Origin of the sequence: Janthinobacterium sp. J1-1, from assembly GCF_030944405.1 — a bacterium.
Taxonomy (GTDB): domain Bacteria; phylum Pseudomonadota; class Gammaproteobacteria; order Burkholderiales; family Burkholderiaceae_D; genus Janthinobacterium.
Genome location: NZ_CP132339.1, coordinates 3,799,834 through 3,821,635, shown reverse-complemented (window position 1 = coordinate 3,821,635; position 21,802 = coordinate 3,799,834). Strand labels below are relative to the sequence as shown.

General features: G+C 61.3%; 34 protein-coding genes. 12 read left to right on the top strand and 22 right to left on the bottom strand.

Translation table 11 applies throughout. The annotated features are described in order from the left end of the window. Positions 1-2: 2 nt before the first annotated feature. From Q8L25_RS17465 to Q8L25_RS17420, 10 genes are read right to left on the bottom strand one after another with little or no spacing between them, the layout of a single operon-like run. Positions 3-803: an ATP-binding protein gene (locus Q8L25_RS17465; RefSeq protein WP_308920572.1), complete on the bottom strand. Its 801-nt coding sequence runs from the start codon at positions 801-803 to the stop codon at positions 3-5. Next, positions 790-1,605, bottom strand: coding sequence for a YdaU family protein (locus tag Q8L25_RS17460; protein ID WP_308920571.1), 816 nt, complete (start codon positions 1,603-1,605; stop codon positions 790-792). Before Q8L25_RS17460 ends, Q8L25_RS17465 begins: the two co-directional genes overlap by 14 nt. Next, positions 1,602-2,363, bottom strand: coding sequence for a hypothetical protein (locus tag Q8L25_RS17455; RefSeq protein WP_308920570.1), 762 nt, complete (start codon positions 2,361-2,363; stop codon positions 1,602-1,604). The genes Q8L25_RS17460 and Q8L25_RS17455 overlap by 4 nt, the downstream gene beginning before the upstream one ends. Next, a complete protein-coding gene (locus Q8L25_RS17450) occupies positions 2,360-2,767 on the bottom strand; it encodes a hypothetical protein (RefSeq protein ID WP_308920569.1) in 408 nt (135 codons plus the stop codon). The genes Q8L25_RS17455 and Q8L25_RS17450 overlap by 4 nt, the downstream gene beginning before the upstream one ends. After that, the gene (locus Q8L25_RS17445) at positions 2,764-4,269 is read right to left on the bottom strand and encodes a DNA methyltransferase (protein ID WP_308920568.1); all 1,506 of its coding nucleotides are present in this window, start codon (positions 4,267-4,269) and stop codon (positions 2,764-2,766) included. Before Q8L25_RS17445 ends, Q8L25_RS17450 begins: the two co-directional genes overlap by 4 nt. Next, complete coding sequence (locus Q8L25_RS17440) at positions 4,266-5,861, bottom strand: DUF4942 domain-containing protein (RefSeq protein ID WP_308920567.1); 1,596 nt, start codon at positions 5,859-5,861, stop codon at positions 4,266-4,268. The genes Q8L25_RS17445 and Q8L25_RS17440 overlap by 4 nt, the downstream gene beginning before the upstream one ends. Continuing rightward, on the bottom strand, positions 5,858-6,388 hold the full coding sequence (locus Q8L25_RS17435; protein WP_308920566.1) for a nuclease domain-containing protein: 531 nt from the start codon (positions 6,386-6,388) through the stop codon (positions 5,858-5,860). The genes Q8L25_RS17440 and Q8L25_RS17435 overlap by 4 nt, the downstream gene beginning before the upstream one ends. Beyond that, a complete protein-coding gene (locus Q8L25_RS17430) occupies positions 6,385-7,203 on the bottom strand; it encodes a phosphoadenosine phosphosulfate reductase family protein (protein ID WP_308920565.1) in 819 nt (272 codons plus the stop codon). Before Q8L25_RS17430 ends, Q8L25_RS17435 begins: the two co-directional genes overlap by 4 nt. Further along, the gene (locus Q8L25_RS17425; protein WP_308920564.1) at positions 7,200-7,817 is read right to left on the bottom strand and encodes a hypothetical protein; all 618 of its coding nucleotides are present in this window, start codon (positions 7,815-7,817) and stop codon (positions 7,200-7,202) included. The genes Q8L25_RS17430 and Q8L25_RS17425 overlap by 4 nt, the downstream gene beginning before the upstream one ends. Beyond that, complete coding sequence (locus Q8L25_RS17420) at positions 7,814-8,245, bottom strand: hypothetical protein (RefSeq protein WP_308920563.1); 432 nt, start codon at positions 8,243-8,245, stop codon at positions 7,814-7,816. The genes Q8L25_RS17425 and Q8L25_RS17420 overlap by 4 nt, the downstream gene beginning before the upstream one ends. 86 nt (positions 8,246-8,331) lie before the next feature. Between Q8L25_RS17420 and Q8L25_RS17415 the strand changes: the two genes are divergently transcribed. Then, on the top strand, positions 8,332-8,520 hold the full coding sequence (locus Q8L25_RS17415) for a hypothetical protein (RefSeq protein WP_308920562.1): 189 nt from the start codon (positions 8,332-8,334) through the stop codon (positions 8,518-8,520). A gap of 5 nt (positions 8,521-8,525) precedes the next feature. Here Q8L25_RS17415 and Q8L25_RS17410 read toward each other — a convergent pair whose 3' ends face one another. The 10 genes from Q8L25_RS17410 to Q8L25_RS17365 form a co-directional block, all read right to left on the bottom strand. Further along, a complete protein-coding gene (locus Q8L25_RS17410; RefSeq protein WP_308920561.1) occupies positions 8,526-9,056 on the bottom strand; it encodes a hypothetical protein in 531 nt (176 codons plus the stop codon). After that, positions 9,053-10,942: a DNA cytosine methyltransferase gene (locus tag Q8L25_RS17405; RefSeq protein ID WP_308920560.1), complete on the bottom strand. Its 1,890-nt coding sequence runs from the start codon at positions 10,940-10,942 to the stop codon at positions 9,053-9,055. The genes Q8L25_RS17410 and Q8L25_RS17405 overlap by 4 nt, the downstream gene beginning before the upstream one ends. Beyond that, positions 10,939-11,412, bottom strand: coding sequence for an HTH domain-containing protein (locus Q8L25_RS17400; protein ID WP_308920559.1), 474 nt, complete (start codon positions 11,410-11,412; stop codon positions 10,939-10,941). The genes Q8L25_RS17405 and Q8L25_RS17400 overlap by 4 nt, the downstream gene beginning before the upstream one ends. Further along, complete coding sequence (locus Q8L25_RS17395; protein WP_308920558.1) at positions 11,409-11,720, bottom strand: hypothetical protein; 312 nt, start codon at positions 11,718-11,720, stop codon at positions 11,409-11,411. Before Q8L25_RS17395 ends, Q8L25_RS17400 begins: the two co-directional genes overlap by 4 nt. Then, a complete protein-coding gene (locus Q8L25_RS17390) occupies positions 11,717-12,412 on the bottom strand; it encodes a phage regulatory protein/antirepressor Ant (RefSeq protein ID WP_308920557.1) in 696 nt (231 codons plus the stop codon). Before Q8L25_RS17390 ends, Q8L25_RS17395 begins: the two co-directional genes overlap by 4 nt. 50 nt (positions 12,413-12,462) lie before the next feature. Next, positions 12,463-12,645, bottom strand: coding sequence for a hypothetical protein (locus Q8L25_RS17385; RefSeq protein ID WP_308920556.1), 183 nt, complete (start codon positions 12,643-12,645; stop codon positions 12,463-12,465). Next, positions 12,642-12,917 (bottom strand): hypothetical protein, encoded by a 276-nt coding sequence (locus Q8L25_RS17380; RefSeq protein ID WP_308920555.1) that lies wholly within the window; start codon positions 12,915-12,917, stop codon positions 12,642-12,644. Before Q8L25_RS17380 ends, Q8L25_RS17385 begins: the two co-directional genes overlap by 4 nt. Before the next feature lie 78 nt (positions 12,918-12,995). Beyond that, a complete protein-coding gene (locus Q8L25_RS17375; RefSeq protein ID WP_308920554.1) occupies positions 12,996-13,211 on the bottom strand; it encodes a hypothetical protein in 216 nt (71 codons plus the stop codon). Positions 13,212-13,228: 17 nt separating this feature from the next. Next, complete coding sequence (locus Q8L25_RS17370) at positions 13,229-13,516, bottom strand: hypothetical protein (protein WP_065308980.1); 288 nt, start codon at positions 13,514-13,516, stop codon at positions 13,229-13,231. A 100-nt stretch (positions 13,517-13,616) separates the two neighbouring features. After that, positions 13,617-13,952: a hypothetical protein gene (locus Q8L25_RS17365; protein ID WP_308920553.1), complete on the bottom strand. Its 336-nt coding sequence runs from the start codon at positions 13,950-13,952 to the stop codon at positions 13,617-13,619. Positions 13,953-14,036: 84 nt separating this feature from the next. On the opposite strand from Q8L25_RS17365, the gene Q8L25_RS17360 reads away from it, so the two are divergent. The 3 genes from Q8L25_RS17360 (at position 14,037) to Q8L25_RS17350 (ending at position 16,489) form a co-directional block, all read left to right on the top strand. Further along, positions 14,037-14,798 carry a S24 family peptidase gene (locus Q8L25_RS17360; protein WP_308920552.1) on the top strand — a complete coding sequence of 254 codons (762 nt, stop codon included), beginning with the start codon at positions 14,037-14,039 and terminating at the stop codon, positions 14,796-14,798. A gap of 85 nt (positions 14,799-14,883) precedes the next feature. Next, a complete protein-coding gene (locus Q8L25_RS17355) occupies positions 14,884-15,435 on the top strand; it encodes a hypothetical protein (protein WP_308920551.1) in 552 nt (183 codons plus the stop codon). A gap of 208 nt (positions 15,436-15,643) precedes the next feature. After that, positions 15,644-16,489, top strand: coding sequence for a hypothetical protein (locus tag Q8L25_RS17350; protein WP_308920550.1), 846 nt, complete (start codon positions 15,644-15,646; stop codon positions 16,487-16,489). A gap of 87 nt (positions 16,490-16,576) precedes the next feature. Here the strand turns inward: Q8L25_RS17350 and Q8L25_RS17345 are convergent, their stop codons facing one another. Beyond that, the gene (locus Q8L25_RS17345) at positions 16,577-16,897 is read right to left on the bottom strand and encodes a hypothetical protein (protein WP_308920549.1); all 321 of its coding nucleotides are present in this window, start codon (positions 16,895-16,897) and stop codon (positions 16,577-16,579) included. Beyond that, a complete protein-coding gene (locus Q8L25_RS17340; RefSeq protein ID WP_308920548.1) occupies positions 16,898-17,698 on the bottom strand; it encodes a BRO family protein in 801 nt (266 codons plus the stop codon). It lies immediately after the preceding gene. 749 nt (positions 17,699-18,447) lie between these two features. Here Q8L25_RS17340 and Q8L25_RS17335 point away from each other — a divergent pair. From Q8L25_RS17335 to Q8L25_RS17300, 8 genes are all read left to right on the top strand, one after another. Next, positions 18,448-18,672, top strand: coding sequence for a hypothetical protein (locus Q8L25_RS17335; RefSeq protein WP_308920547.1), 225 nt, complete (start codon positions 18,448-18,450; stop codon positions 18,670-18,672). Beyond that, the gene (locus Q8L25_RS17330) at positions 18,669-19,043 is read left to right on the top strand and encodes a hypothetical protein (protein ID WP_308920546.1); all 375 of its coding nucleotides are present in this window, start codon (positions 18,669-18,671) and stop codon (positions 19,041-19,043) included. The genes Q8L25_RS17335 and Q8L25_RS17330 overlap by 4 nt, the downstream gene beginning before the upstream one ends. A 20-nt stretch (positions 19,044-19,063) precedes the next feature. After that, positions 19,064-19,435, top strand: a complete 372-nt coding sequence (locus Q8L25_RS17325) for a hypothetical protein (RefSeq protein WP_308920545.1) — start codon at positions 19,064-19,066, stop codon at positions 19,433-19,435. Between the two features lie 301 nt (positions 19,436-19,736). After that, complete coding sequence (locus tag Q8L25_RS17320; RefSeq protein WP_308920544.1) at positions 19,737-20,153, top strand: hypothetical protein; 417 nt, start codon at positions 19,737-19,739, stop codon at positions 20,151-20,153. Then, positions 20,150-20,374, top strand: coding sequence for a hypothetical protein (locus tag Q8L25_RS17315; protein ID WP_308920543.1), 225 nt, complete (start codon positions 20,150-20,152; stop codon positions 20,372-20,374). Before Q8L25_RS17320 ends, Q8L25_RS17315 begins: the two co-directional genes overlap by 4 nt. Next, positions 20,371-20,505: a hypothetical protein gene (locus Q8L25_RS17310; RefSeq protein WP_254926668.1), complete on the top strand. Its 135-nt coding sequence runs from the start codon at positions 20,371-20,373 to the stop codon at positions 20,503-20,505. Before Q8L25_RS17315 ends, Q8L25_RS17310 begins: the two co-directional genes overlap by 4 nt. Beyond that, positions 20,502-20,735 (top strand): hypothetical protein, encoded by a 234-nt coding sequence (locus tag Q8L25_RS17305; RefSeq protein WP_308920542.1) that lies wholly within the window; start codon positions 20,502-20,504, stop codon positions 20,733-20,735. Before Q8L25_RS17310 ends, Q8L25_RS17305 begins: the two co-directional genes overlap by 4 nt. A 100-nt stretch (positions 20,736-20,835) precedes the next feature. Next, positions 20,836-21,774, top strand: a complete 939-nt coding sequence (locus Q8L25_RS17300; RefSeq protein ID WP_308920541.1) for a RecT family recombinase — start codon at positions 20,836-20,838, stop codon at positions 21,772-21,774. Positions 21,775-21,802: the final 28 nt, after the last annotated feature.

Genomic DNA, 21,802 nt, shown 5'->3' with positions numbered 1-21,802 from the left:
GTTCAAGCGGCTGCGGCACTTACCCCTGCCTGCCCAGACCTCTTTCCTCGATGCGACTGCCAGTCGAACACCACCAGCCTGCCGCCGCCCTCGCGCAACCGATCGAACGCGCGCTCACCCAGGAACTGCTCCAGGCCTTCCGCGTCCAGGTTGCTGATGACGATGGTCGGGCGCGCCGCCTCATAGCGGCCGTTGATGATTTCGAACAGGATCAGCTTCTCCGTGTCGCTACCGTGCTGCACGCCGACCTCGTCCAAAATCAGCAGGTCCGGCTCGACCAAGTCGCGGATCGCCTGCGCTTCGGTGCGGCCGGCGCCCTTGCCATAGGTTTCCTTGACCGAGCGGACCGCGCGCATCACCGAGGTGAAAACGGCTTGACGGCCGTTCGCCATGATGTGGTGCGCAATGCCGACGGCCAGGTGCGTCTTGCCAGTGCCGACGCCGCCAGCGAAAAGCAGGCATGCGCCAGTTGCGCGGGCATCTTCGAAGTTCTCGGCGTAGCGGGTGGCCACGGCCAGCGCGCGCTCGGCGCTGGCGCAATCGGGCCGGTACGATGCCAGGCGCCGATCAGCGAACCGCTCGGGGATGGCGGCCCGGCCGAGCTTTGCGCTCCATTCGCGGGCCTTGAGCTCCTGACGCCACGCGGCGCGCTGCTCTGCCTCGCGGACTTGGTCCTCGACGTTCATGCAGCCAAGGCAGCCGGACCAGGCGCCGCGAATCAGCATCGCCGTGTATTCGCCATGCATCGAACACTGCTCGATCTGCGCGCTGACAAAGCGCGGCCTGCCCTCAGAAGGTGCCATCTGGCGCAACGCCTTTGTAGTAATCCTGCTTGCCAAATTTTCCATGGATGACGCCTTTCTGTGTTTGCGTTGCGCCGACCGCCCAGTCGGCTTTGTAGTGCTCGCCTGGCCCGAAGAACGTGGCCGGCTGTTTCGTGAATTGCGGCTCGGTGCGCGACAGCAGCACGTAGTTCGCGTATCGCTGGACGCCGGCAAGGAGCGCTTCGGCCGGTACACCCTCCTTCCGGCGCGCAGCCCAGGCCTTGTGCGAATCCTTTTTGCTTGCACCGGGGCGTGGCGGGTACGCATCCCATGCGGTTTCGAATTCCTCGGAATATCCCCCAGGAGGCGAAGCCGACGAAGGTTTTAGGTTTACTGGTTTATGGTTATTGGTTATTGGTTCTTGGTTAGTTTTTGATTCGGTTTCAGCTGGCTTGCCAGTAGCATCCGAATCGGAACCGGATGGAAACCCGCTGGGTTCTTGATTGGTTGCCGCTTGCTTGCGGGGGCGACCGCCCAGCTTGCCGTTTGCTTTCGCCGTTTCCGCCTTGATGTGATAGTCGGCAATCACCTGTTCGCAGACCTCGTGGCGGTAGCCGCCGTCAGTTTTAATGAACTTGAAGCGCAGCAGTCGCCCGACAATCGCGCGCTCGTCCGCCGTATCAACGCCCAATGCGTCGCACAGCACATCGATGTCGAGCGACAACGGCGCTTCGGCGTCGTAGTAGACGTCCATCATGTCGCGATATATCCAGCGCGCCTGGCGAGACATATTCACCGTACCTGAGCGGAAATCGCCGATGTGGAAGGGGTAATAATTCAAGGCCGGGCCTCCATAAACAGTGATTCTTGAATCGGCGCTGACTTGCGGTTCCAGAAAGTGAGCGCCTGGTGCGACTCGATCCGCTCGCGCATGATCGCCGCCCTCGCCTCCTTGGTTGGCGGCGTGTAGGTGCCGCGCCAGGCCGAATCAATACCCACGTTTTGCCCGATGTTCGTGCTGTCGGCACTGGCGAACGGGAAGCGCGAGAAGATAGCTGGGTCGAGCATACGCAGGCCGTGCAGCTTGCAGGCAGGCCTGCCAGATTTATCGCAGATGACGTCCATCGCCTCGGCCATGCGCGTCCACCAGGCGGGTGTTCCGATCTGCCCGAATTCGCCCGAACTGCCCAGGCAGATGCGCGGCCATTCGCTGACAAGGCGGGCGAGACGGTCCAGTGATTCGTGCAGATGCCACACCGGCGCGCCGACGTGCGGCGCCGAGGTGCGCCATGGCCATTCGGCCAGCAGCGCGTCATTGTCCGACTCACTGCCATCGATGACGTCAGGGATTACTGCAAAATCGAAGTTCGGGTAACGGTGCAGCTCGCCCACCCATTCGTAGAAGAGTGACCAGTCTGTAATCGGCTGGCCGCTACGCCAAGCCGAGAACGCCCCATTGTCTACGGCGAACGACTGCGCTACCTCCAGCGCAATAGCCAGTTGCTCAGGGTAGCGGAACGATACGAACGCGTGCCCTTCCTTGATGGCACGCACAGCGGCCGTAGCTGGCGTGATTGGCAAGCCGTGATACGGGATCATGGGCGAGCCTCCTGCGCACGCGCTGCGCCGAACAGTGCAGCGACCAGCGGATCGCCCACGGCCTTGGCCTTGCGGATCCAGTACTTGCTGCGCCAGCGCGCCTGCATACTGTCCCAGCGGCCGTCCAGCTTGGCCTTGGCCTCGAAGCGCAGGCGGATCTGGCGCTTCGTCAGGTGCTTCAGCTTGCACGGCGCGTCCGGCAAGTCACCGACGGCATATACGGCCATGGCGGCGCCGGCGCGCGGGTGCGGCTTCCAGTTGGTGATGTAAATCTTGCGAGCGGCGTGCAGCTGTCCCACCCACTTCAGCACGGACGCCTGGCTGACGCCTGACCTGGTGACGATCTCGGCCTTGGTGCCAGGCATCGCGCCCAGCACGAATTCACTGAAATTTGCGCGCGTCATGCTTCACGCTCCGCAAACAGGTCGGCTTGGCGCGCCAACTCTTTCGCCGCTGCCGCATCGGCGATCACGGCTGCGGCAACCACATCAATTTCATGTTGGATGCGCGCGGCGGCGATCGGGAAATATTCAGCACTGATTTCAAAGCCAATGAATTTAAATCCTTCTCGCACGGCTGCCTTGGCGCCGGTGCCGCTGCCCATGAACAAATCCAGCGTGGTGCCGCCCGGTGGCGTGACGAGGCGCTGCAGGTAGGCAATGAGGTCGGTCGGCTTGACGGTCGGATGAATGTTGCCCTTGGCGATACCATCGCGCACAGCGTTTTCCATGTGGCGCAACGTGGCGCCGTGTTTGTGAATCGGGCCAGGATTATCTAAGCCGGCATTACGGTCGGCGCGGCTGGCCTTCGCGCAGTAGAAAAAGCGTGCGGCGCTGCCAATGTCGAGCCGGCGTGCGCCCGGCTTCATCTTGAAGCCGACGATGCCGTCATTTTCGCTTTCGGCGCTCGGTTCCGCGCCACGCCCCTTTCTTAATGAGCCGTAGATTCCACGGTGCTCGCGTGGCGTTGGGTCGTAGCTGATATCGCCCTGCTGCCCAGCCGCATCCGGGAAAGCAGCCAGCACCTCGGCGCTGCCGTCGTGGATGATGTTAGCTGGAAAGCGACCTACCGCCATCTGGCCGTGAAACAGTGCCGCATTCGCATCTTCCGGGCACCAGTTGCCGCCCGCTTCGTTCAGCACGGCGCCAGGCTTCAAGCGCTTTACCGTGTACGCGCCGCCCAGCGCATCATCAGCGTGCACGCGGCAAGCGTCAACATTGATTGCACCAGTACCGTGCGCCAAGACGTTGGTGGCGACCGAGCCAATAAGGGGCTTGCGCGCCACGCAAATTGGCTCATGCGCCGGCTTCAGCCCGCCGCGCGCCCAGCCCTCAAAGCCAGCCTCGATCATCTTCGCACTTTCCGCTTGGCCGGCAGCTGCCTTGGCCTCGGTCCAGATTTCCGCTTTCGGAAAACCCGAACCGAACAGCCACATGATCTGGTCACGGATCTCGAAGCCAGCATCCTCGATGCCGCTCACCATGCGGTGGTAGGTGCGCGCCGACGAGAACGACAGCAAGTGCCCGCCCGGCTTGAGCACGCGCAGCGCCTCGCGCGCCCACTCTTCACTGAACTCCTGGAAGGCGCGCATCGCCGCCGGCGCCAGGTCGTACTTGCCGGCCTCTGCGGCGATTGACTTGTGTCCGCCGTTCGGGCCGGCGTTCGGCGTGTGCGATGCAAAGCCGCGCCGGCGCGCTGTCCGCGCTTCGATGTCGGCGCCATCCCAGGCTTTACCCATGAAGGAAATGCCGTAAGGTGGATCGGTCACGACGCTATCGACGCTGCAGTCGGCCAGCGCGCGCATACCCTCGATGCAGTCGCCGAGATACAGCGTGGCCCCACCGATCACCACCGGCGGCACGGCCATCGCAACCGTTTGCAGTTCCGCTTCGTTAAAGGCACTCATGATTGCACCGCCGTCAAGATCGCCACAGAAACGCCCGTGCCGGCGAACTCGCCGCTATACACCTCAGACCACTCCAGCGCCCAGCCCGGCAGCACGTCCTTGCCCTTCATCGATGCCGGCAGGACGGCGACCAGTCGGCCAGCAGGCTTGAGCAGGTTGGCGGCCACCTGCACGTGCGCCAGCGCGCGGCCTTCGCTGAATGGTGGATTCATCACGATGCGATCGAACTTCGGCGCGACCGGCGCCCAGGCGAGGAAGTCGGCCTGCACTGCAGCGAAGCCCTTCGCGGTCAGGATGTCGCAGTGCAGTTTCGATATCTCGATGCAGGTCGTGCGCTCGATCGGCAGGAACTGCGCAAGGCCGCCCTGCCCCGCGCTTGGCTCCAGCACGGTGTCGGCCGGACCGATGGCGGTCAGGTCGACCACGATGCTTGCGATGTTGGCCGGCGTCGGATAATACTGGTGCGTTTTGACGTCAGGCACGCAGCCAGACGCGGCGATCTCGGCGATGATCTGGCTCGGCGCGTAGTCGAACTGCCAATCGCCAGCCTTGGTCAGCACGCCTCCGATGGAAGCCAGCACGCGGCGCGCTTCCTCAAACACGACGTCGCTGCATTGGAGGTACGGCAGGCGCACAGCATTTGGGATAGGCTCTCGCCCGGCGCGGCCGCGGTCGTCCTCCACCCGCTTGTAGGCGGGCTCCACGCCATCCAGCACGTCGACCACGGCGAACGGCAGCGGCCGGCCCATCATCTGAAATTCCTTGTGCTTCTTCGCGGGCTTGGTGCGGAACGCCGCCGGGATGGCGCGCGGGTGCAGGCCGGCCAGCACCTGGTTGAGGCGATAGGCCATGTCCGGATGTACTTCGAGGTGCGCCGTGCCGACTTTGTAGCAGCGGATCCGCAGTGCGCCACCGTCGACGGTGATCCACTCGCCGGAATTGCGTCGGGCGTGCTTCACCACCGGGCCGCTCATGTTCCATTTCGGCTCGTCACGCCCCATAAACTTGGCAATCACCGCGCGCAGATCGTTGATCAGGCCGGCGCGGCCGGTGCTGGCGTAGCCATGCTGGTCGGTCACGTAGCCGATGATCATGCGCTTGCTGAAGCCTTCCGGAACATTGGTGACGTGATGGCCAGACAGTCCGCGAAAGATGCCGTCAACGCGCTCGGCGAAGAACTTGTTGCGGTCGGCCAGCAGGCTGTTGATCGTCGGCCGCACAGCATCTTCGGTGAATTCCGGCGCTTTCTGCTCGCTGATCGTCTTATTCCACTCGTCGCGGCGCGCCTGCGGCATGCAGTCGTAGACGTCGGTCAGCGCCAGGGCGTCGGACCAGAAGCGCGAGTTCAGCGCCGCGACGGCGCCGGGCTCGGCGAACAGTTGCTCGACGCCGGGAATGTGCCCGCGATCCTTGTTGCCAGCGATGAACCAGCTGATCGCTCCGCCCATGCCACCGGCGGCGATGCCGGCAATATGGCTGATGTATTCGCGCTGGGTCTGGTAGCGGCCCAGCAGGCCATCAATGATATCCGATGATACTGGCGCGAAGAACGGCGCCGCGTTGTCATCTACGATTTCCATAAGTTCACTCATGATTGCTCCGTAATGCGTTGAATGGCGGCAGGCGCTGCATCGAGCAGGCCCATCGACCGTAAAATTTCGTGTGTGGTGCCGACAGCCGCGCGAAAGGCGACCTCCAGGCCAGCCAGCGACAGATCAGCCGGGCGCAGGCGCCGGCCGTCGAGCACGTCGTGGCAGGCGCTGCAGCCGAACGCCGCAGCGGTGTCGGGTGCCTTCAGGCCCATGCCCTTCCCGTCTGCCAGGAAATTGCTGTGGCAGAGCACGGTGGTGTCAGGGTCGGAGTTGCAGACGGCCAGGCGCAGCGTGCAGTCCTGGCCGCGCGCGGCGCGCCGGATCGGCGTCAAGCGTGGACCTTTTGATTTCAATCTGGCCTTGCACTTCGGCGCCGTGCGCTGGTGCGACTGCACGGAGAGCATGCCGGTGCTGGACATGGGCGAGGTGCGCTTGAGCTTTGACACTTCGCGCGCCTCGATGCGCTCGCCGCGCGCGAAAGCCGTTCTTTTCAGGCTTGCGCCGGGCTTCATGGGTGAGCGCTTCATGCGATCACCGTCTGGTCGACCATCACGCCAGTGATTTGCTCAAGCGTCTGCCGGCCATGCTTCTTGCTCGGCATCATCATCACTTGGCCAGTGCTGCGCTCCAGGTCGACATACCGGCGGTAGAGGTCGGGGTTGAGGCGCGCAGCCGTGGTCAAGTCGGCCTTGTTCGACATGATGCAAAAGCAGCACGAGAACCGCGACATGCCGGCTGCGTACACCCAATGCGGAGATTGGCCGGCGGCCGCGATGTGCTCGAACACCTCGCCAGTGGTCAGGTCATGGATCGGCAGCCAGTCGTACCATTCGCGGCCAGCCTTGCTGTTGCCTTCGTGTCGCTTGAATGGCGTCAACTTCGAGCGGCCCGGCGATTCCTCGGCGCGCATGCCCATGCAGTTGACGACCAGGCCCCACGCCTCGATGTCGAGCATCTTGCGCTCGCGCGTGATGGCGCGAACGGTGCGCTCGATCGGCCCGCGCTTGAGGTCGCTGGTGCACTGGCGCTGCGACGGACTGGGAAACATGCCGCGCTCCTCGATCATCTGCAGCAGGCCGCGCCGCGATCGGCAGACATGCAGCGGCTCGCCGGCGGTCGTAGCCTTGATGTGGTCGACCGCGCCCGGCCATTCGACCTCGCCCAAGTCGGCGTGCACAATGACGCGCTGCGCCGCAGGCACCAGGCCGCGCAACAGCAGGTACATGACCTGGCTGTCTTTGCCGCCAGAGTGGTTGATGACGAACAGGGCGCCGCGCGCAATCAGGGAGTCGATCTGCGCTGGAATGGTGTCGAGGACAGCAAAGATATCGGACTGGTTCATGTTGACTTTCCGATCATCGTCACAGCACGGCGCGCCGCGCCCAGCCGGCGGCGCGCGACCTTGCGCTCTTGAATTGCGTTGTGGGCGGCGAGGCAATGCGGGCATGCGCTGATGATTTCCAGTGCGTCGCTCGGCTCCATCCATTCCTTGTGCATGCCATGGCCACTGTCGTTCTCGACGTTTTCGGAGGCGTAGGCCTGCGAAAGGTGTGTGGCCGGGCCTCTCTCGTTGAATTCAATAGGGTCTTTCATCATCGGGCATGCGCTCAGGTTGTCGCCGATGACCTTGCTGATGCGCTTGACCTCGCCAGTGGCTGCGGCCAGCTCCCGGCACGCCGCCAGCGCGCGCTGTTCGGGCGCAGGCGCCGCCACCGGCTCGATCGAGCGCTGACGACGCACGCGGGCGGCCAGCCAGTTGACCAGGCGCTCGCGGCGCGCCGGATCGCGGTGCAGCGCGCAGACAACCGGGGGCGTAACGTGATCGCCATCCCACGGCTCGCAGTCACAGAACCGATTGACGATGGCACAGGCTTCCGCGCGGCAGGCGGGCCCCAGCGAGAACCAGCGGCGCCGGCCGCCGTGGAATACGGTTGCGGTTGAGATTTTGATGGTCACGATTCATCCTCCATCGCGCGCTTGATGCCAGCGCCATCGAGGCCTGCAGCCTTGCAGCCCAGGCGGGTGGCATGGAAGTAGGTCATTTCGTTGGCGGCCCGGCCAGCCGTGGCGAGGCCGGCGGCCACCAGGCGCTCCATGGCCTCGCGCACCTGTCCGCCGCCGGCGGCATAGTAGTTACGCCAGCCCCACTTGGATTTCGGGTATTGCTTCACGGCGCCGAGCATGTGCTGCAGCTTGGCGAAGTCGCCAGGCATGATTGCAGCGCGGACTGCGGCCAGCGAGCAGGCGGCGCATTTGCCGTGCAGGGACAGTTGTTTGGCGGTGCTGGCCTTGCCGCAGGCGCAGGCCTTTCGCTTCAGGGAGAAGTCGGGCGCAGCTTGGTTTGCCAGATGGTGACGGGTAATTTGCGCAGGGTTAGCGATCATTCATTTCTCCATTGATCAAATATGGTTAATTTGACAATTTTCTTGTTTTGGTTTAGAGTTCGCGCATCGTTAATAAGGAGCAGAGCATGGGAACCGAGACAGCAAAAATGATCTTCGTGGGTCATCAGTTTTTCAAATTTGAAACCCAGGCCAGGCATGACGAGGCCGCCGAATGGCTGAAGTCCAACTCCGGCACGGTGTTTGATTTCCTCGCGAAATTTAGCGATGCGGAGCCAATGCCTGGACCGATCGGCGGATCCGCTTTTCGTGAATAGGGTGGTCACGCCACCCTCGCAATCTCGCGCTCATGCACAACGTTGGCGCGGCCGCGCACATCGGCGGCCAGCTCCGCGTCGCCGGTAGCCAGTAGGCCGCCATCGACGATGCGTTGCAGCCCCTCGCTCAGGCCATGCCTACCCAGATCGCGTAGTCGCACGTTGATCGCCAGCTTCAGGTGGATTGGGTAGTTCTCAAGCCAACAGCCGTACTCGGGCGCGGCATAAATGCGCACGCTGGCCAGGTCGCCCTCGATCGACTCGATCACGCCCGGCAGCATCTGCGTATATTTCTGGCTGCTATCCTGCACTTCGCTGAACAACGGAAGGCCGGTCACCATGCCGACAGACCAGTAGGCGCGCGCATCGGCCTGTTCTTCGGCATCCTTCGCTTGCCAGTAGGCCGCCTTGCGCAAACGCTCCGCTTCCTGCTCGATAGCTCCCACCTTCGGTGAGCTGCGCTTGACCTTGACACCCGACTGCGGCGCGACCTCGACAATTGCCTCGAAGTCGAGGCAGAACTGGATGGCGCTCATGGCGTTGGTCCTTGCGACGCAGCAATAGCGATCGCCACGGGCTGCACCCATATCGGCATGGCGCTGAGCATGAACGTCTCGCCGGCCGCGGCAAGAAGCAACGTGGTGCCCATCACCTCGCCAATGGCCTGCGCGGCCAGCTTCGGCACAGCATTGCCGATGCGCTCGCGGTGCGCGCTATCGTTGGTGCCATCGAGCAGCGGGAACGCGCTGGCGCCAGTCCGGCGCTTGTGCTCGTCAATCTCACGCTGAATTTTCGGATCGGTCGACCAGTGCTCGTCCGGATCGATCAGCGATTGCAGCGCCCCAAGTTCCAGCGTGGTGAACGGCCGGTGCCAGGTGCCATCGAGCGCGCGGATCAGCGCGACCGTTTTCTGGTTCAAGGCCGGCAGCTGTGGCGCTTCGTCAATGCGCGGGTCTGCGATGCTCCAGCGGCCATTGTCGTAGCCGGCCGAAGCGCTGACGGCGCCGCTCTGGCCATCCCACGGCAGCACGCCGTAGTGGCCGCCGGTCAGGAACGCATCACCCTTTTGGCGATTGATCGCGCGCGGATCGGCGACACAGAATGCCCCATGGCCTGTCGTGCTTTCCGCGATCACAACCCCTGCATTCGCATCGAATGGCGTGACCAAATATTTGCCCTTGCCGCCAAACCCGGTGCTGGACCGTGGATCAGCCACGGCACAGGCGCCCTGGGCGCCGCCACCAATCACGGTTCCGGATTGCTTTTCCCAGCGAGTAACCGCGTACTTGCTGAACGTCGGGCCGTCTGCCGGGCGCGGATCTGCGACGGAGTACCGGCCGCCACCAGGTGCTGACTGCGCGCTGACCACTCCACTGGTTGCGCCCCACGGCATGACGCCGTACTGACTGTATTCAGCAACCGTATCCATGCGCGGATCGGCGACAGAATACGCCCCCGTTGTCGGCGTGCCGCGTCCGGACACAGCGCCGACATGCTCGTCCCAGGCGTTGACGCCGAGGTAATCGTGGCTGCGCTCGGGCAGGATCAGGTATTCGCTCAGGTACCCGTCCTCGACAGCCAGCTTGTTCAGGCTGCGCCAGTCGCTGCCGGCCTCCACGAACGCCAGGCGCACCCACGTTTTCCACTGCAGACGCGGGATGCGATGCATCGGGCCGCCAGCGGCATCGCCAGGGAACGGCATGCGGCCCAGCACGTCGCCGACCGCGCGCAGGCGCTTACGCTCTGGCTCATAGAGAAATGGCGGCACTTTTTCCATGTGGCGCGCCACCAGCAGGAACCGTTTGCGGCTTTGCGCCAGGCCACCCAGCTCGCCGCAGTCGTGCGTCGTTTCGGCCACGGCGTAGCCGAACTGCTGGAGCAGCTGGTTGATCTGGTCCAGCAGGTGCCGGCCGCGCGTGGCCAGGCGCGGCACGTTCTCGAACACGATCAGGTCGACGGGGTTGTCGGCCCAGGCCTCGCACATCAGCCAGATGCAGCGCAGCGTCAGTTCGTTCAATGCCTGGTATTTGGCCGTCTTGCTCAGCGTCTCGCTCAGCAGGCCGCTGGCGCCCTTGCATGGGGAGCTGATGAAAACGATGTTCGGCGATTCGTTGCCGGCAGCACGTCGGATGTCGACGGCGGTGGCCTCGCGCCAACCTGCTGGCGGTTCTTTTCCGTGAAAGGCCGTGTACTGGGCGCGCGTGAACAGGTCCATGACGGTACCAGGACGACCAGGGCCGGCCCGGTCGAAGTCGCGGATCGCGGCTGGGTCATTGTCGATGCCGCCGATACAGCGCAGCGTCGCGGCCATGCTGCCAACTTGCGGCTGCGCGGCATTAAAGCCCTGTTTGCCGCCGCCAAGGCCGCAGCAAAAGTGAAAGTGGCGGAATTCTCTGGTACTGGTGATCAGTTCGCGGCTCATGGGCGCACCTCGCCAGCCGGCCCGAACAGCGCGGCCACAAGCGGATCGCGCATCGCCGGGTGGCGGTTGATGCGGACTGCAAAGTGGGTATCGTCGGCCATGATATGGAAACTGCGGCCAGGCAGCACAGGCAGCGCGCGCACTGGTGGCGCCGGGATGCGCGGCTGGTGCTTGTTTTGCTCGATCCGCCCCAGGAACTCGCTCACGAGCAGCGGGTCGCTCACCAGGCGGTAGCAGGCCTTGCCCAAGTAAGTCGCTGTGCCGTCAGCGTAGCGCGCCAGCACCGCCACGCCAGCGGCGCGAAGGTCGGCGATGTATTTGCGTGCGCCGGATGGCGACATTTTCAGATGGGCGCAGATATCGTCGGCCTGCATTTCGCGGGCGGCCAGTTCTGCTATCAGGCTTTTGAGGTTGGCAGTGCGCTGCTCGGTCATGGTGGTGCAGCGAATGCGCATGGCTGGGGCGGTCATGGATGCACCGCCTTGCGGCAAGCACTATCCAGCCGGCCCTTGATCTTGCTCGCGGCGCGCTTGGCCGCTTGATAGGCAGCAAATTCGGTTGCAGTTTCCGCCTTCAACTCATCCCAGCCGGGCCAGCCCGGGTGAATTCGACCCTCGCCGCATTCGTATTCCTTGATCGCCTGGTGGTACGCCACCTTTGCGGCGCCGGTTGCTACCGATGCGCGGTGATGCGTCAGCGTCAATTCGCCGATGTTCGCCAATACGATCAGGCGCGCGAGACTCGCCTCTGCCGCTGCTTTATTTGCTTGAGCATTCACGATTCAGCGCCTCCGACTTTTGCATACTTGCGAACCAGGAAGACCTGGCCAGCACCGGTCACCATGGCGGTGAACGTCGGATGCTCCACGCCCTTGCTATCCTTGTACGGGCTTCCCTCGATGACGGTGAAATAGCCCTTGTCGATGTATTTCTGATACGGCATGCGGCTGCCCTCGATCAGAATATGATCCTCGCGCAGGCGCCTGAAAAGCTTAGTGCGCCCGATGCCGATCATCTTGCCTACCTTATCGATATGGCAAACTCCATCGATGGCGCGGATTGTCTCGGCAAACAAAACCTTCGGCGCGTCACTGGTGATCTTGGCTGCTTGCTCTTCGATGATCTCGGCTTGCTCGGCGGCCAGGCGCAGTGCGGCGCTGAAAGTTGCGGGCGTCTTGATGGCCGGCACCGCGATAACCGCTTCCAGTTCCATCCAGCGGTCAACGATGCGGCCAGTGAACTCGGGCGACAGTCGGGCGACCAGAACAAGTGAATCGCGCTTAGTCAGTTGGTGCATTGGATACTCGCGGCCGCCAACTGTGGCGCGGTACTGGCATTCCACAGATTGTGTTATGCCCTGCGCGGCCAAGTCCCGGGCCGTGCGCAGCACCTGGTCGTGACGCTTGCTGGTCAGCGCCGCAATTTCGACGCTGGTCATCAGCAAACCGCCCGGTGGTATAATCATTTCCATCGTGTTACCTCACGTAAAGTTTCATGAAGCCCGCTTGCACGCGGGCTTTTTTATTGCTCAGCCAGTAATTCAGCGGCCATTGCCATGTAGTGCGCCAGCGCGCGAACATGGCCAGGGTCCGGGTCGTGCGGCCGTACGTAATCGGGATTCGGCTCGATCTGGTCGTGCTGCTGCGCGCCCTGCCCGGCCTGCGCCGATATGCCGCCTTCCGGCTGCATGGTCTTCCAGGTCAAACTGCCACCTCTGGCGCGGCCGGCGTGGCGATGGCCTTCAATTCGCGGATCGCGATATCGGTCACTTCGTGCATGCGGATCAGCAGCGTGGCGCCGACGGGCAGGCGGCCGTGGCGGATCTTCGAAATCACCGGCGGCGCGACTTCGAGCGCGCGCGACAGCGCCGCATCGTTCTTCAGGCCAAGCTTTGCCATCACGGCGTCGAGCAGCTGACAGTTGCCGGCGGCGTTGCCCAGCGCCTGGCTCGGGGAATGGATGGGGGTTTGCGACATGTCATGCTCCTGATTGATGGTGGATAAATCGGCCGCCAGGCGGCCGTGTGATGCTGTAGTTGTCGGGTGCGAGCCCAGTTACGGCGGTTCGCGGCGCGGCACTTCGTATTTCCGCGCCACCCTGTCTGTGGCATCGCGCCATTTCTGGCGCGCTTCCTTGTGTGCGGCCTTCGCCGCGCTCTCGCCTTCCCCGTCCTTGGCACCCTGCAGGTCTTTCTCTGCCTGGCGGTAAATCATCGAGCGCTGGAAGATGAGCTCTTTTTCCTCGGCCGTGACCTCGGGTTGTTTATTCAATAGCCGCCTCCATGCCGTTAAACCCGCATCCGAACGACGCGCGGGACGACGCCGAAGCTGGGGCGCTGCGCCTGGAGTGGGCCCAGTTTTTCCCGCGATTTGGGTCTATTCCCGCCCGAGAACGGCGGCGTATCATTCCGTTTCGGCCGGGTGTCATGGTGGTCACGGATGATCACGATGGTGCATTCGTTCAGCACGTCGCTGATCGACTTGCCCTTGGCCGCGCAGGCGGCTTGCAGGGCGTCCTTGTTCTCTTCCGTGATGTAACTCTTGACGAGCGCGGTGCGTTTTTGTTTCAACTTCATGGTTTCTCCTGGTGGTCGGTGTTACAGGGTTTGGGTACAGCGAAATTGCAGGGGCGGTCGAGCGCCCCGCTTTACGGCGGGGAATTGAGGATCAGGCGGATCATGGAATCCCTCTCGCGTCGATGCCGACAGCAGCGTGGTCTGGCACGGTGTCGAGGATGCCGTTCGTCGTGGGCGGCTGGCGGCCGGCGTGGCCTGGTGCCGGAGCGGGATCGGTGGCGCGGCGGGTGATGGGTGTGGCCGGGGCATCCCAAATATCTGGACGCAATTCGTGCAGCGTGAGCTTTGGCTCGGCCGCCACCAGACGCCTGCAAAGCTTATCGCCGGGGTGCCGGTGCCCTCCGCCGATGAGGTAGAAGTAGCCGACCGATGATTTCACGATATCGGCCAACTCCTCGCGCTGTTCGGGCGTGGCTTGCTTCAGGTAAGTTTTCATATCCATGATTCCACTTTACCAAAAAGATAAAGTGTACGCAAGCATGGATTTATCTTTTTGGTAGTTTATCTAATTGATAAATTGATGGATGATCACGTTATGACTAGAGAAGAAATCAGGCGTGACAACGCGCGCCGCCTTGCCTCAAGGGTCGGCGGCAACAAAGAATTCGCCAGTTTTCTAGGCATGGAGCCGTCGCAGGTGAGCCACCTGATCGGCCCGAATCCAGTGAAAAATATCGGCAACTCGATCGCTCGGCGCATTGAGAATGCATTTAGTCTGCCGGCAAACTACATCGACTCCCCTCACCCCGAACTGTCCGACGAGCCAGATCCAGTCAATGACCTGGTTGAGCCCTCAAAAATTCCCTTCGTTGGGAATGGCACTCGCGTCTCAGTGGAGCGCGAGAGCGAGGAAGATATGATTCCGATCAAGAAAGTGACTCTGACGCTTGAGGCTGGCTTCCCGGCTTTTGAAGCGGACCAGGACTTTGAGGACGGTGGCTATGTCAACGTTCCCCGTAAATGGGTAGAGGAAAATAATCTGGTGCCGCAATGCCTCATATCCATCAAAGTGCGCGGCTCCAGCATGGAGCCAATGCTATTTGAGGATGATTCTGTCGTGGTGAATATTGCTGATATCAAGCCGGTGAGCGGAGGTATCTATGCAGTTAATTTCAATGGGCAGGCGATCATAAAGCAGATGGTGAAGGCTGGCCCAGACTGGTGGCTTCACTCATTTAATCCAGATAAACAGTACAGCCGGGTTATGTGTCGCGGCGGAGAATGTATCGTCATCGGGAAAATTGTGCATCAGGGTGCACGCAGCCTTATAGGAAAATTATAAAACCGTGAAACAATAGATAGATAGATTGCTTGTTGCCAGTATTTCATATAATCACTCACTTTTTCGAAAGCCCCTGTGAAACACCTTGCTATCTTCGCACTTGCATCAGTCTTTTTTCCTCAACGCATCCGCAAGCGACAAAGACACCCTTCGTGACGCATGCAGTTCAATAAAGTTACCAGCGAAAAAATCGGCATGTTTTGATGCTCTCGACAGGTTATCGGCGCTTCCACCACAGGCTGCACTGGCCGTAGCGAAGCCCGCGCAATCTGTGGATAGAAAGCTAAAATTGTCCTCACGCGGATTGCAATGCGGTGCAATCGAATTCCAAGAGTTGGACTCAATGCCTGCCGATGATCTGGAGGGGCTTTATTGCAGCTATGCTTTAGGCAGCGAGATCTCCCAAAAAACTCACAAAGAGTCAGTGGATAAACATGCAGATAATCCCCGCATCAAAATCGCATTAATCGAAAAGCAGCTCGTGGAGTTGGATCGCTGCGGGCGGGGATTGGCAAGGACAGGAGACATATTTAGGCGTAAATTCTCCGAAATGAAAATTGACTGCTCGAAACTTCCGCAGAGCAAGGCCATTGATTCGGCGTCGCAAGAGGGCGCGCCATCGGCGCAGAATCCCTAACGCCATCAGAGTAGCGCCTGGTCGCGGGATGGCTACCTGATGCGGCCTGATTCGGTTTGCGGGTATTGCGGCAAGGCTGGGCTGAGCGAGTCGGCGTGGTGCGGGTTGTGCGGGAAGTTGGTGACTATTGGATAGATTTCTTGTTGGTAATTTCTATATGATCATGCCCACTATAATGGGCTGAAACGGCCCAACTTTAAGGGTTAATATGCAAGAAGAAATGTCTATCCGCTACGAAGGTCGTGATGCGGCAGATCATGAAATTGACCTAAATCAACTCGGAATTTCACTTCAGGGCTTTGCTCGTATTTTGGGGGTTTGCGGGAACTTTGTAGAGACCGGGAAATACAACAAGCAGTTTGATAGCCTGGCCGTAAAGGTGGTGGCGCGAGAGCCCGATGAGCATCACTGCTATGAGGTGGTCGCTCATATCCAGGGGATCATGACATCCGCGAACTTTTGGAGCGGTACGGGCGGCGCCGTCTTGACCGCCGTGGTAGCATACGTCTTAAGCCGAAGATCGAGCGAAGAAATGAAGCTTCTAAAGGATGCATTAGACAAGTCACTTGCGAATAGCGCACAGATGACCGAAAGGCTAATATCGACCATCGACAAGATGGCTGAGGCACTGCGCCCCGCTGCCAGAATGGCCACAAGCCCTATCGACAAGACCTGCAACAATATCGGCATTTACGCGAATGGTGCCAAGATCTCCGAGCTTGATGATAAAAATAAGGAGTATTTTTCGGCCACAACAAGCATCAGATTTGATAGAACAAAGACATATGTCGGCGTTTTTTCAGAGCTTGATACGAAAACAGGAAGTTGCAAGGTTTCCTTAAGCGAGAGTGATCCGCGGATACAATGCGAGATCACCGATCCTATTCGATCCCTGCCGAACAATCCTTATGCAATGGCATTGGCCAGTCAAGCCCCCATATCATTTCTAGCTAAGGCAGAGATTGATGAGGATGGTGTAATTGCAAAGCTCTTTATAAGCGATCTCGCTCCGACAACGGCAGCGCCGCCTCCGGCGCCCGCCGTCAACCCGTAAGCATCAGCCCGCCGTGCGCGGGCTTTTTTACGCCTGGCGCCGGCGCCCACCTAGTGCTCTGCTGGCGGGACTGGCGCTGCTGCCCGCTCAAGCCTCCATTTCCAGCGTAAGCATACCGTCGACCGCCTCAACAACGTCGGCAGCGCCATACGCGCTACGCTGGGCAGCGCAAACTTTGGCGAGGACGGCCAGCGCGGCGCGTTCCTTGCGCTTGAGCAGGACGATTTGCTCCTTGACCTGATTTAGCAGGCGCCAGTGCGGGTGGCCGACGCCTAGCGACCTTCCAATCTTTGGCCAAATCTCCTTTTCAAGCGCGAGGCGTTGTTTGTTTAACGCCGTGCGGGCAGCACTCAACGCATGCCACTGCATGGTGGCATGGATCAGCTCGCGGCTATTGCCGCCGATCATCTAACATATCTCCAGCTGGGCACCGCTCCCGCCAGCCCGCTGCGCCGCCTCAATCACAGCTGGCGACCATTTCACCTGCTGGACCGGCACGCCGGAATTGTGCTTCTTGCCAGTATCGAAAAGACGCGCAAACGGGCGGCCAGCATCGAGCAGCTCCCATACCTTCCCGCGCCGGACTTGAAAGCCCGCGCTGGCCAGCAGCTGATTCAGTTTCACGGCGGACAGTTTCGCCTGGGCGCTCAACTCTGTCGGCGTGAACCACTGCGTATCTTGATGCTCGGCGACCAGGTGCACGCTGCCGAATTCTTTCAACAGGTTTTGGCCTGTGATCTTATGGACCAGCTGGTTGGCGCCGATAGCGGCAGCGTTTTGATCCAATCCCAGCGCGCGAGCGGCCCGCACAGCCATTGGCGTCAGGCGCAGCGCTTGCGAAAGATCGCCCAGTTTGTCTGCCCCGGATAGTGAGGGTAAAGCATATTTTCCAGTCAGCCGAATTGCCGGGATCACATCACCCGCAATCCACTTCTGGAACGGCAAGGCCTTGGGCTTGTCGGAGCGACCGAGGAAGAAATACAGCCCCTGCTCAGTCAGCACAGCCATTTCCTGGATGCCGCGAGGGGTCAGAACGGAACTGACCCCTTTCCATTCATCCGGAACGTGTGCAATGGCGGCGGCACCGTTCCAACTGTAACCAAGAGCCTCGGCGACATCTTTTGCCACAAGCTGCGGCTCGCCATTCACGTACACAACGCGGATATCGCGGCCTTCAAATTGAAACGGAATCAGATCACGTGCGGACATTGACTATCTCCTAACGGGTTTAAGTTGCGAAGCGGGAATCGAGAGTAACACGGCCGCCAGCCCCGCCTGCTACGGAGCGCAGCATCGCCCGGCGATTTTTGCGCCAGCCGGGCCGAATTATTTTTAACTATGTTTTCTACCGTAAAAGGTACTCAAAAATCATTATCTTGCTCTTGAAGTAAGCTTTTGATCTTGCCTTTCCAAGTTCTAAAGCTACTGTTTTGAAGCCTATGCCCTTGGAGGCTCGGTTCCTGAGCAGCACTCTCCCAGTAGCCAAGCGATAAAGCCTGGCTCCGTGAAAGCGCTGAATGCCCCTCTTCGACTTCGGACATTGCGCATAGGGGAGACTTTGACCGCTCGCGGCCCCCGACTCGACTCTCCCCACTATCACCCATCGTCGCCGCCTGTCGTCCTTCTTGCGGCACTTCCACTACGCCCGTTTCGCGTTAATACCCTGAGTACTGCGTAGCGTTCGCCGGCTCCATCTATCTGGACTCGCGCTGCCCGGCGTGATTTTGTCCGGGCATCCGATCGCCCGAACCTCTGGCGACGAAAGCATTTTACCTAAATTTAATCTTTTTGGTAAATTTCCATTGCGCATGGTTTATCTTTTTGGTAAAGTAACTCCATCGAAAGCAAACACAGGAGTACGACATGTCCCCAGCAGAGCTCGCAGCACTCGCAGCGGTCCTCATCGCCAACGGCGAAGTGATCCCGGCAATCGTCATCCCAGCGCGCGGCTGATCGCCATGAAAACCACCTCAAGCATCGTCACCACCAAGACCACCAACGATGGCCATTGCGCCGGCCTGGTCGCCAGCATCGGCTGCCCTCGCCGCCTGGAAATTTGCAACTCGTTCGGCGCCAGCTTGCCGCGCGGCCAGTTGAAGTATTTGGAATGCGGCGCTGCCGACGCGATGCGCGCCGAAGCCTACCGGAACTACACCGGCCCTTGGCGGATGGAGGCGGCATGAGCGCCCGCGACCACAACGCCGCCGAACTGCGCGAGGAAATGATCACCAGCCTGGCAGCTGAGAAAAATGCAGCCGCTCGCACCATCGTGCTGACCGGCGGCGCTGGCGCCAGCGGCATCGCCAACATGCTGCTCGATGCGCTGGCAGCGCCTGGCGCCATGAATGTGCTGGCGCGCACCGCCTTGGCATGCGACGCAGCCACCGCAGGCAACGCTCTCCGGGAATTTGTCGCCGACACGATCTACACCGATGCGCTGGCGGTCGCCACCAGAGAAATCGACGGCGCCGCGCAGCTGGCGCGCAACGATCCGGCGAGCTGCCAGGCCAAGACCCGCGCGCAGGCCGTGGCGCTGGACAAGCTGCAGATTTAGCGGTCGCCCGCCGCACTAACTTGATCAATAAAAATAAAGCGAGGTGTGTGATGGATCGGATTGTCGTTAATGGAATCGAGTATTTGCGCGCCCTGCCAGCGGTAAGCGCGGCACCGGCGGCCAAGCGGATCCCGCAGCCGAAATTGGTGGAGCGAACCTGCAAGTGGTGCAAGAAAGCATTCCAAGCACGCACTGCAGACGTGAATCGCGGCTGGGCCCTGTTTTGCTCCAAGAGTTGCAAGGCCATGAAGCAGGAAAAAAGCACGGGGCAGTATCGCGCATTAAGCAACGCGCCCACACCGAAGGCCGATCGTGGCGACTGGAGGACGGACTGGGACTCCTACGGCGACGACGATCCGAGCTGGGGCGCCCACGAGAATTGCGGCTTTTGATTTGCAGCAAAGGTATAGCGGCTGCCCGCCGCCGCAGTCATGGCGGGACAGGCCCGGAAGGCCGGATAAATTCCCCTGGAGCCCAGCATGGCCCGTCTCGCCGGCGTAACCGGCGGCCAACACATGACCATCGAATCTGCCGGAGTGATTACCGAGCAGGTACGGCCGGATTAATCACCCGGTGTCGGCGCCCCAGTGCGGGGTTCTCGATGGTCATGTGTTGGCGGCCCACCAGCCGCAGGAATCACACGCCCGACGGATTGACCGGGTCGTCAACAGCCAATTAACCAGAGGAGCGGCCATGCGCCAAGTTCAAGTTTTCAAGTGGATTCAAGAAAGAGACGGCGACGGCAAATTGCAAAACGTCCGCGTCCAGGATGGTGCTGCCACATTCCATCAGTTCGGCGCCGCCTATGAAGAGTTCGAGAATGGCGCCGGCAGCTACGCGATCGCCATCATCGAGCGTGCCGACGGCAGTGTGCAGCAGGTCAATGCGGACATGATCCAGTTCACCGCGCCGCGCGCATTCGGGGCGCCGGCGGCGAACGCCGATTTGCGCGACCGCTTTGCTGCCAAGGCAATGCACGGAATGATGACGAGCGATTGTTCATGGTCGGAACTTGGATACACCCCAGCCGACACCCTCAGTGATATCGAGCAAGTCGCTCGCTTCGCTTACCAGATGGCCGACACCATGCTCGCCGAGCGTGTCAAATGATCGCCGCCCGCAACGTCACCGCCGGCCGCCAGTCCCGCCTGGCCGTGTCTGCTGCCCTCGCCTTTGCCCACCAGGATGCCGGCGTCGAATCGGCGCTGAACAGCGGCTGCCTTGATGCGACCGACCATATGCCGGCCGGTGCGTGCTACGGCGCCGAGGCATCGACCAAGCGCAACGGCATTCGCCTGGTGCTGGCCGACCGCGAAGGGGGCGGCCTGTGAGCTACGTCATCACCACCTGCACCGCCGCCGGCAGCCAGCACACCTATGCCGGCACCGGTAGCCCTGATGCCACCCTCGCCGCGCTGCCGGAAGACGAGCCGATGAGCATCACCGTGCTGGTGTCGCCATGACCGCCCTCTTCCGCCGCCTGCTGGCCGCCCACCGCTTCTACCAGGCGCAGCACCAGCACCACATGAACAAGATGCGCCTGGCCGGCGTGCGCCGCGAGCTGGCCGGCCTGGACGAAGTGCGCAAGGAATTGATCATGGCGCAGATCGAGGCGCTGATCGACCTGGACGCATCAGCAGCGCGGGTGCGGCGCCTGGGCCACGTCCACCGGGAAGCGAAATGCGTGCAGTAGGCCAGGCCTTTCGCAACTGGCGCGCCGGCCATGCAATTGGTCACGCCGTCCGCCTGGCGCTGTTGAAGGCAGAAATTACAAAACTCACAAGGAAAACGTCATGAACGCAGTTACGCAAGAAAGCCGCACCGCCATGCAGGCCACGCAATACGAACAGGGCGACATGCCCGTCGTGACCACCAGCAGCGCCTCGCTGATCCTCGACAGCGCAAGCATGGACAGCATGATGCGCCTGGCCGACATCATGGCCAAGGGCCGCGCCACGATCCCGGAGCACCTGCGCGGCAGCCCGGCCGACTGCGCCGCCGTCATCATGCAGGCCATCCAGTGGCGCATGAACCCCTTCGCGGTGGCGCAGAAAACGCACCTGGTGAACGGCACGCTCGGCTACGAGGCTCAGCTGGTCAATGCCGTAATCCAATCGAGCGGCGTCACGGTCGACCGCTTCAATTATGAATGGTACGGCCCGTGGGAAAAGATCATCGGCAAATCCAAAGTCTGCACCGCGCCGGCGAAGGGCACCAAGGGAGCTGCCGACTACAAGAAAGAATATCAGTTCCGTGTGCCCGACTACCAGATGCAGGACGAGGATGGTCTGGGCGTGCGTATCTGGGCCACGTTACGCGGCGAGGCTGAGCCGCGCGTGCTCGAACTGCTGCTGGTGCAAGCCAGCGTGCGTAACTCCCCGCTTTGGGCAACCGACCCCAAGCAGCAACTGGCCTACCTGGCGGTGAAGCGCTGGACTCGCCTGTACTCCCCTGATGTGATCCTGGGCGTCTATACGCCGGACGAGTTGGATGAAGTGAACCGCGAAATGCGCGATATCACGCCCCAAGCAACGGCAGCCACACAAAACGTGATCGATAGCCTTCCGGAATGCACCGACGAGCTGTTCCAGCAGAAAACGCCCGAATGGCGCCAGACCATCCTCAGTAAGAAGAAAACGCCGACGCAGCTGATTGCCATGCTCAGCACCCGGGCGACCTTCACCGAGGCGCAAAAAATGACCATCGACAGCTGGACGCACGAAAACGACTAATCGCAGCACCACAAAAGAAAATCACCAA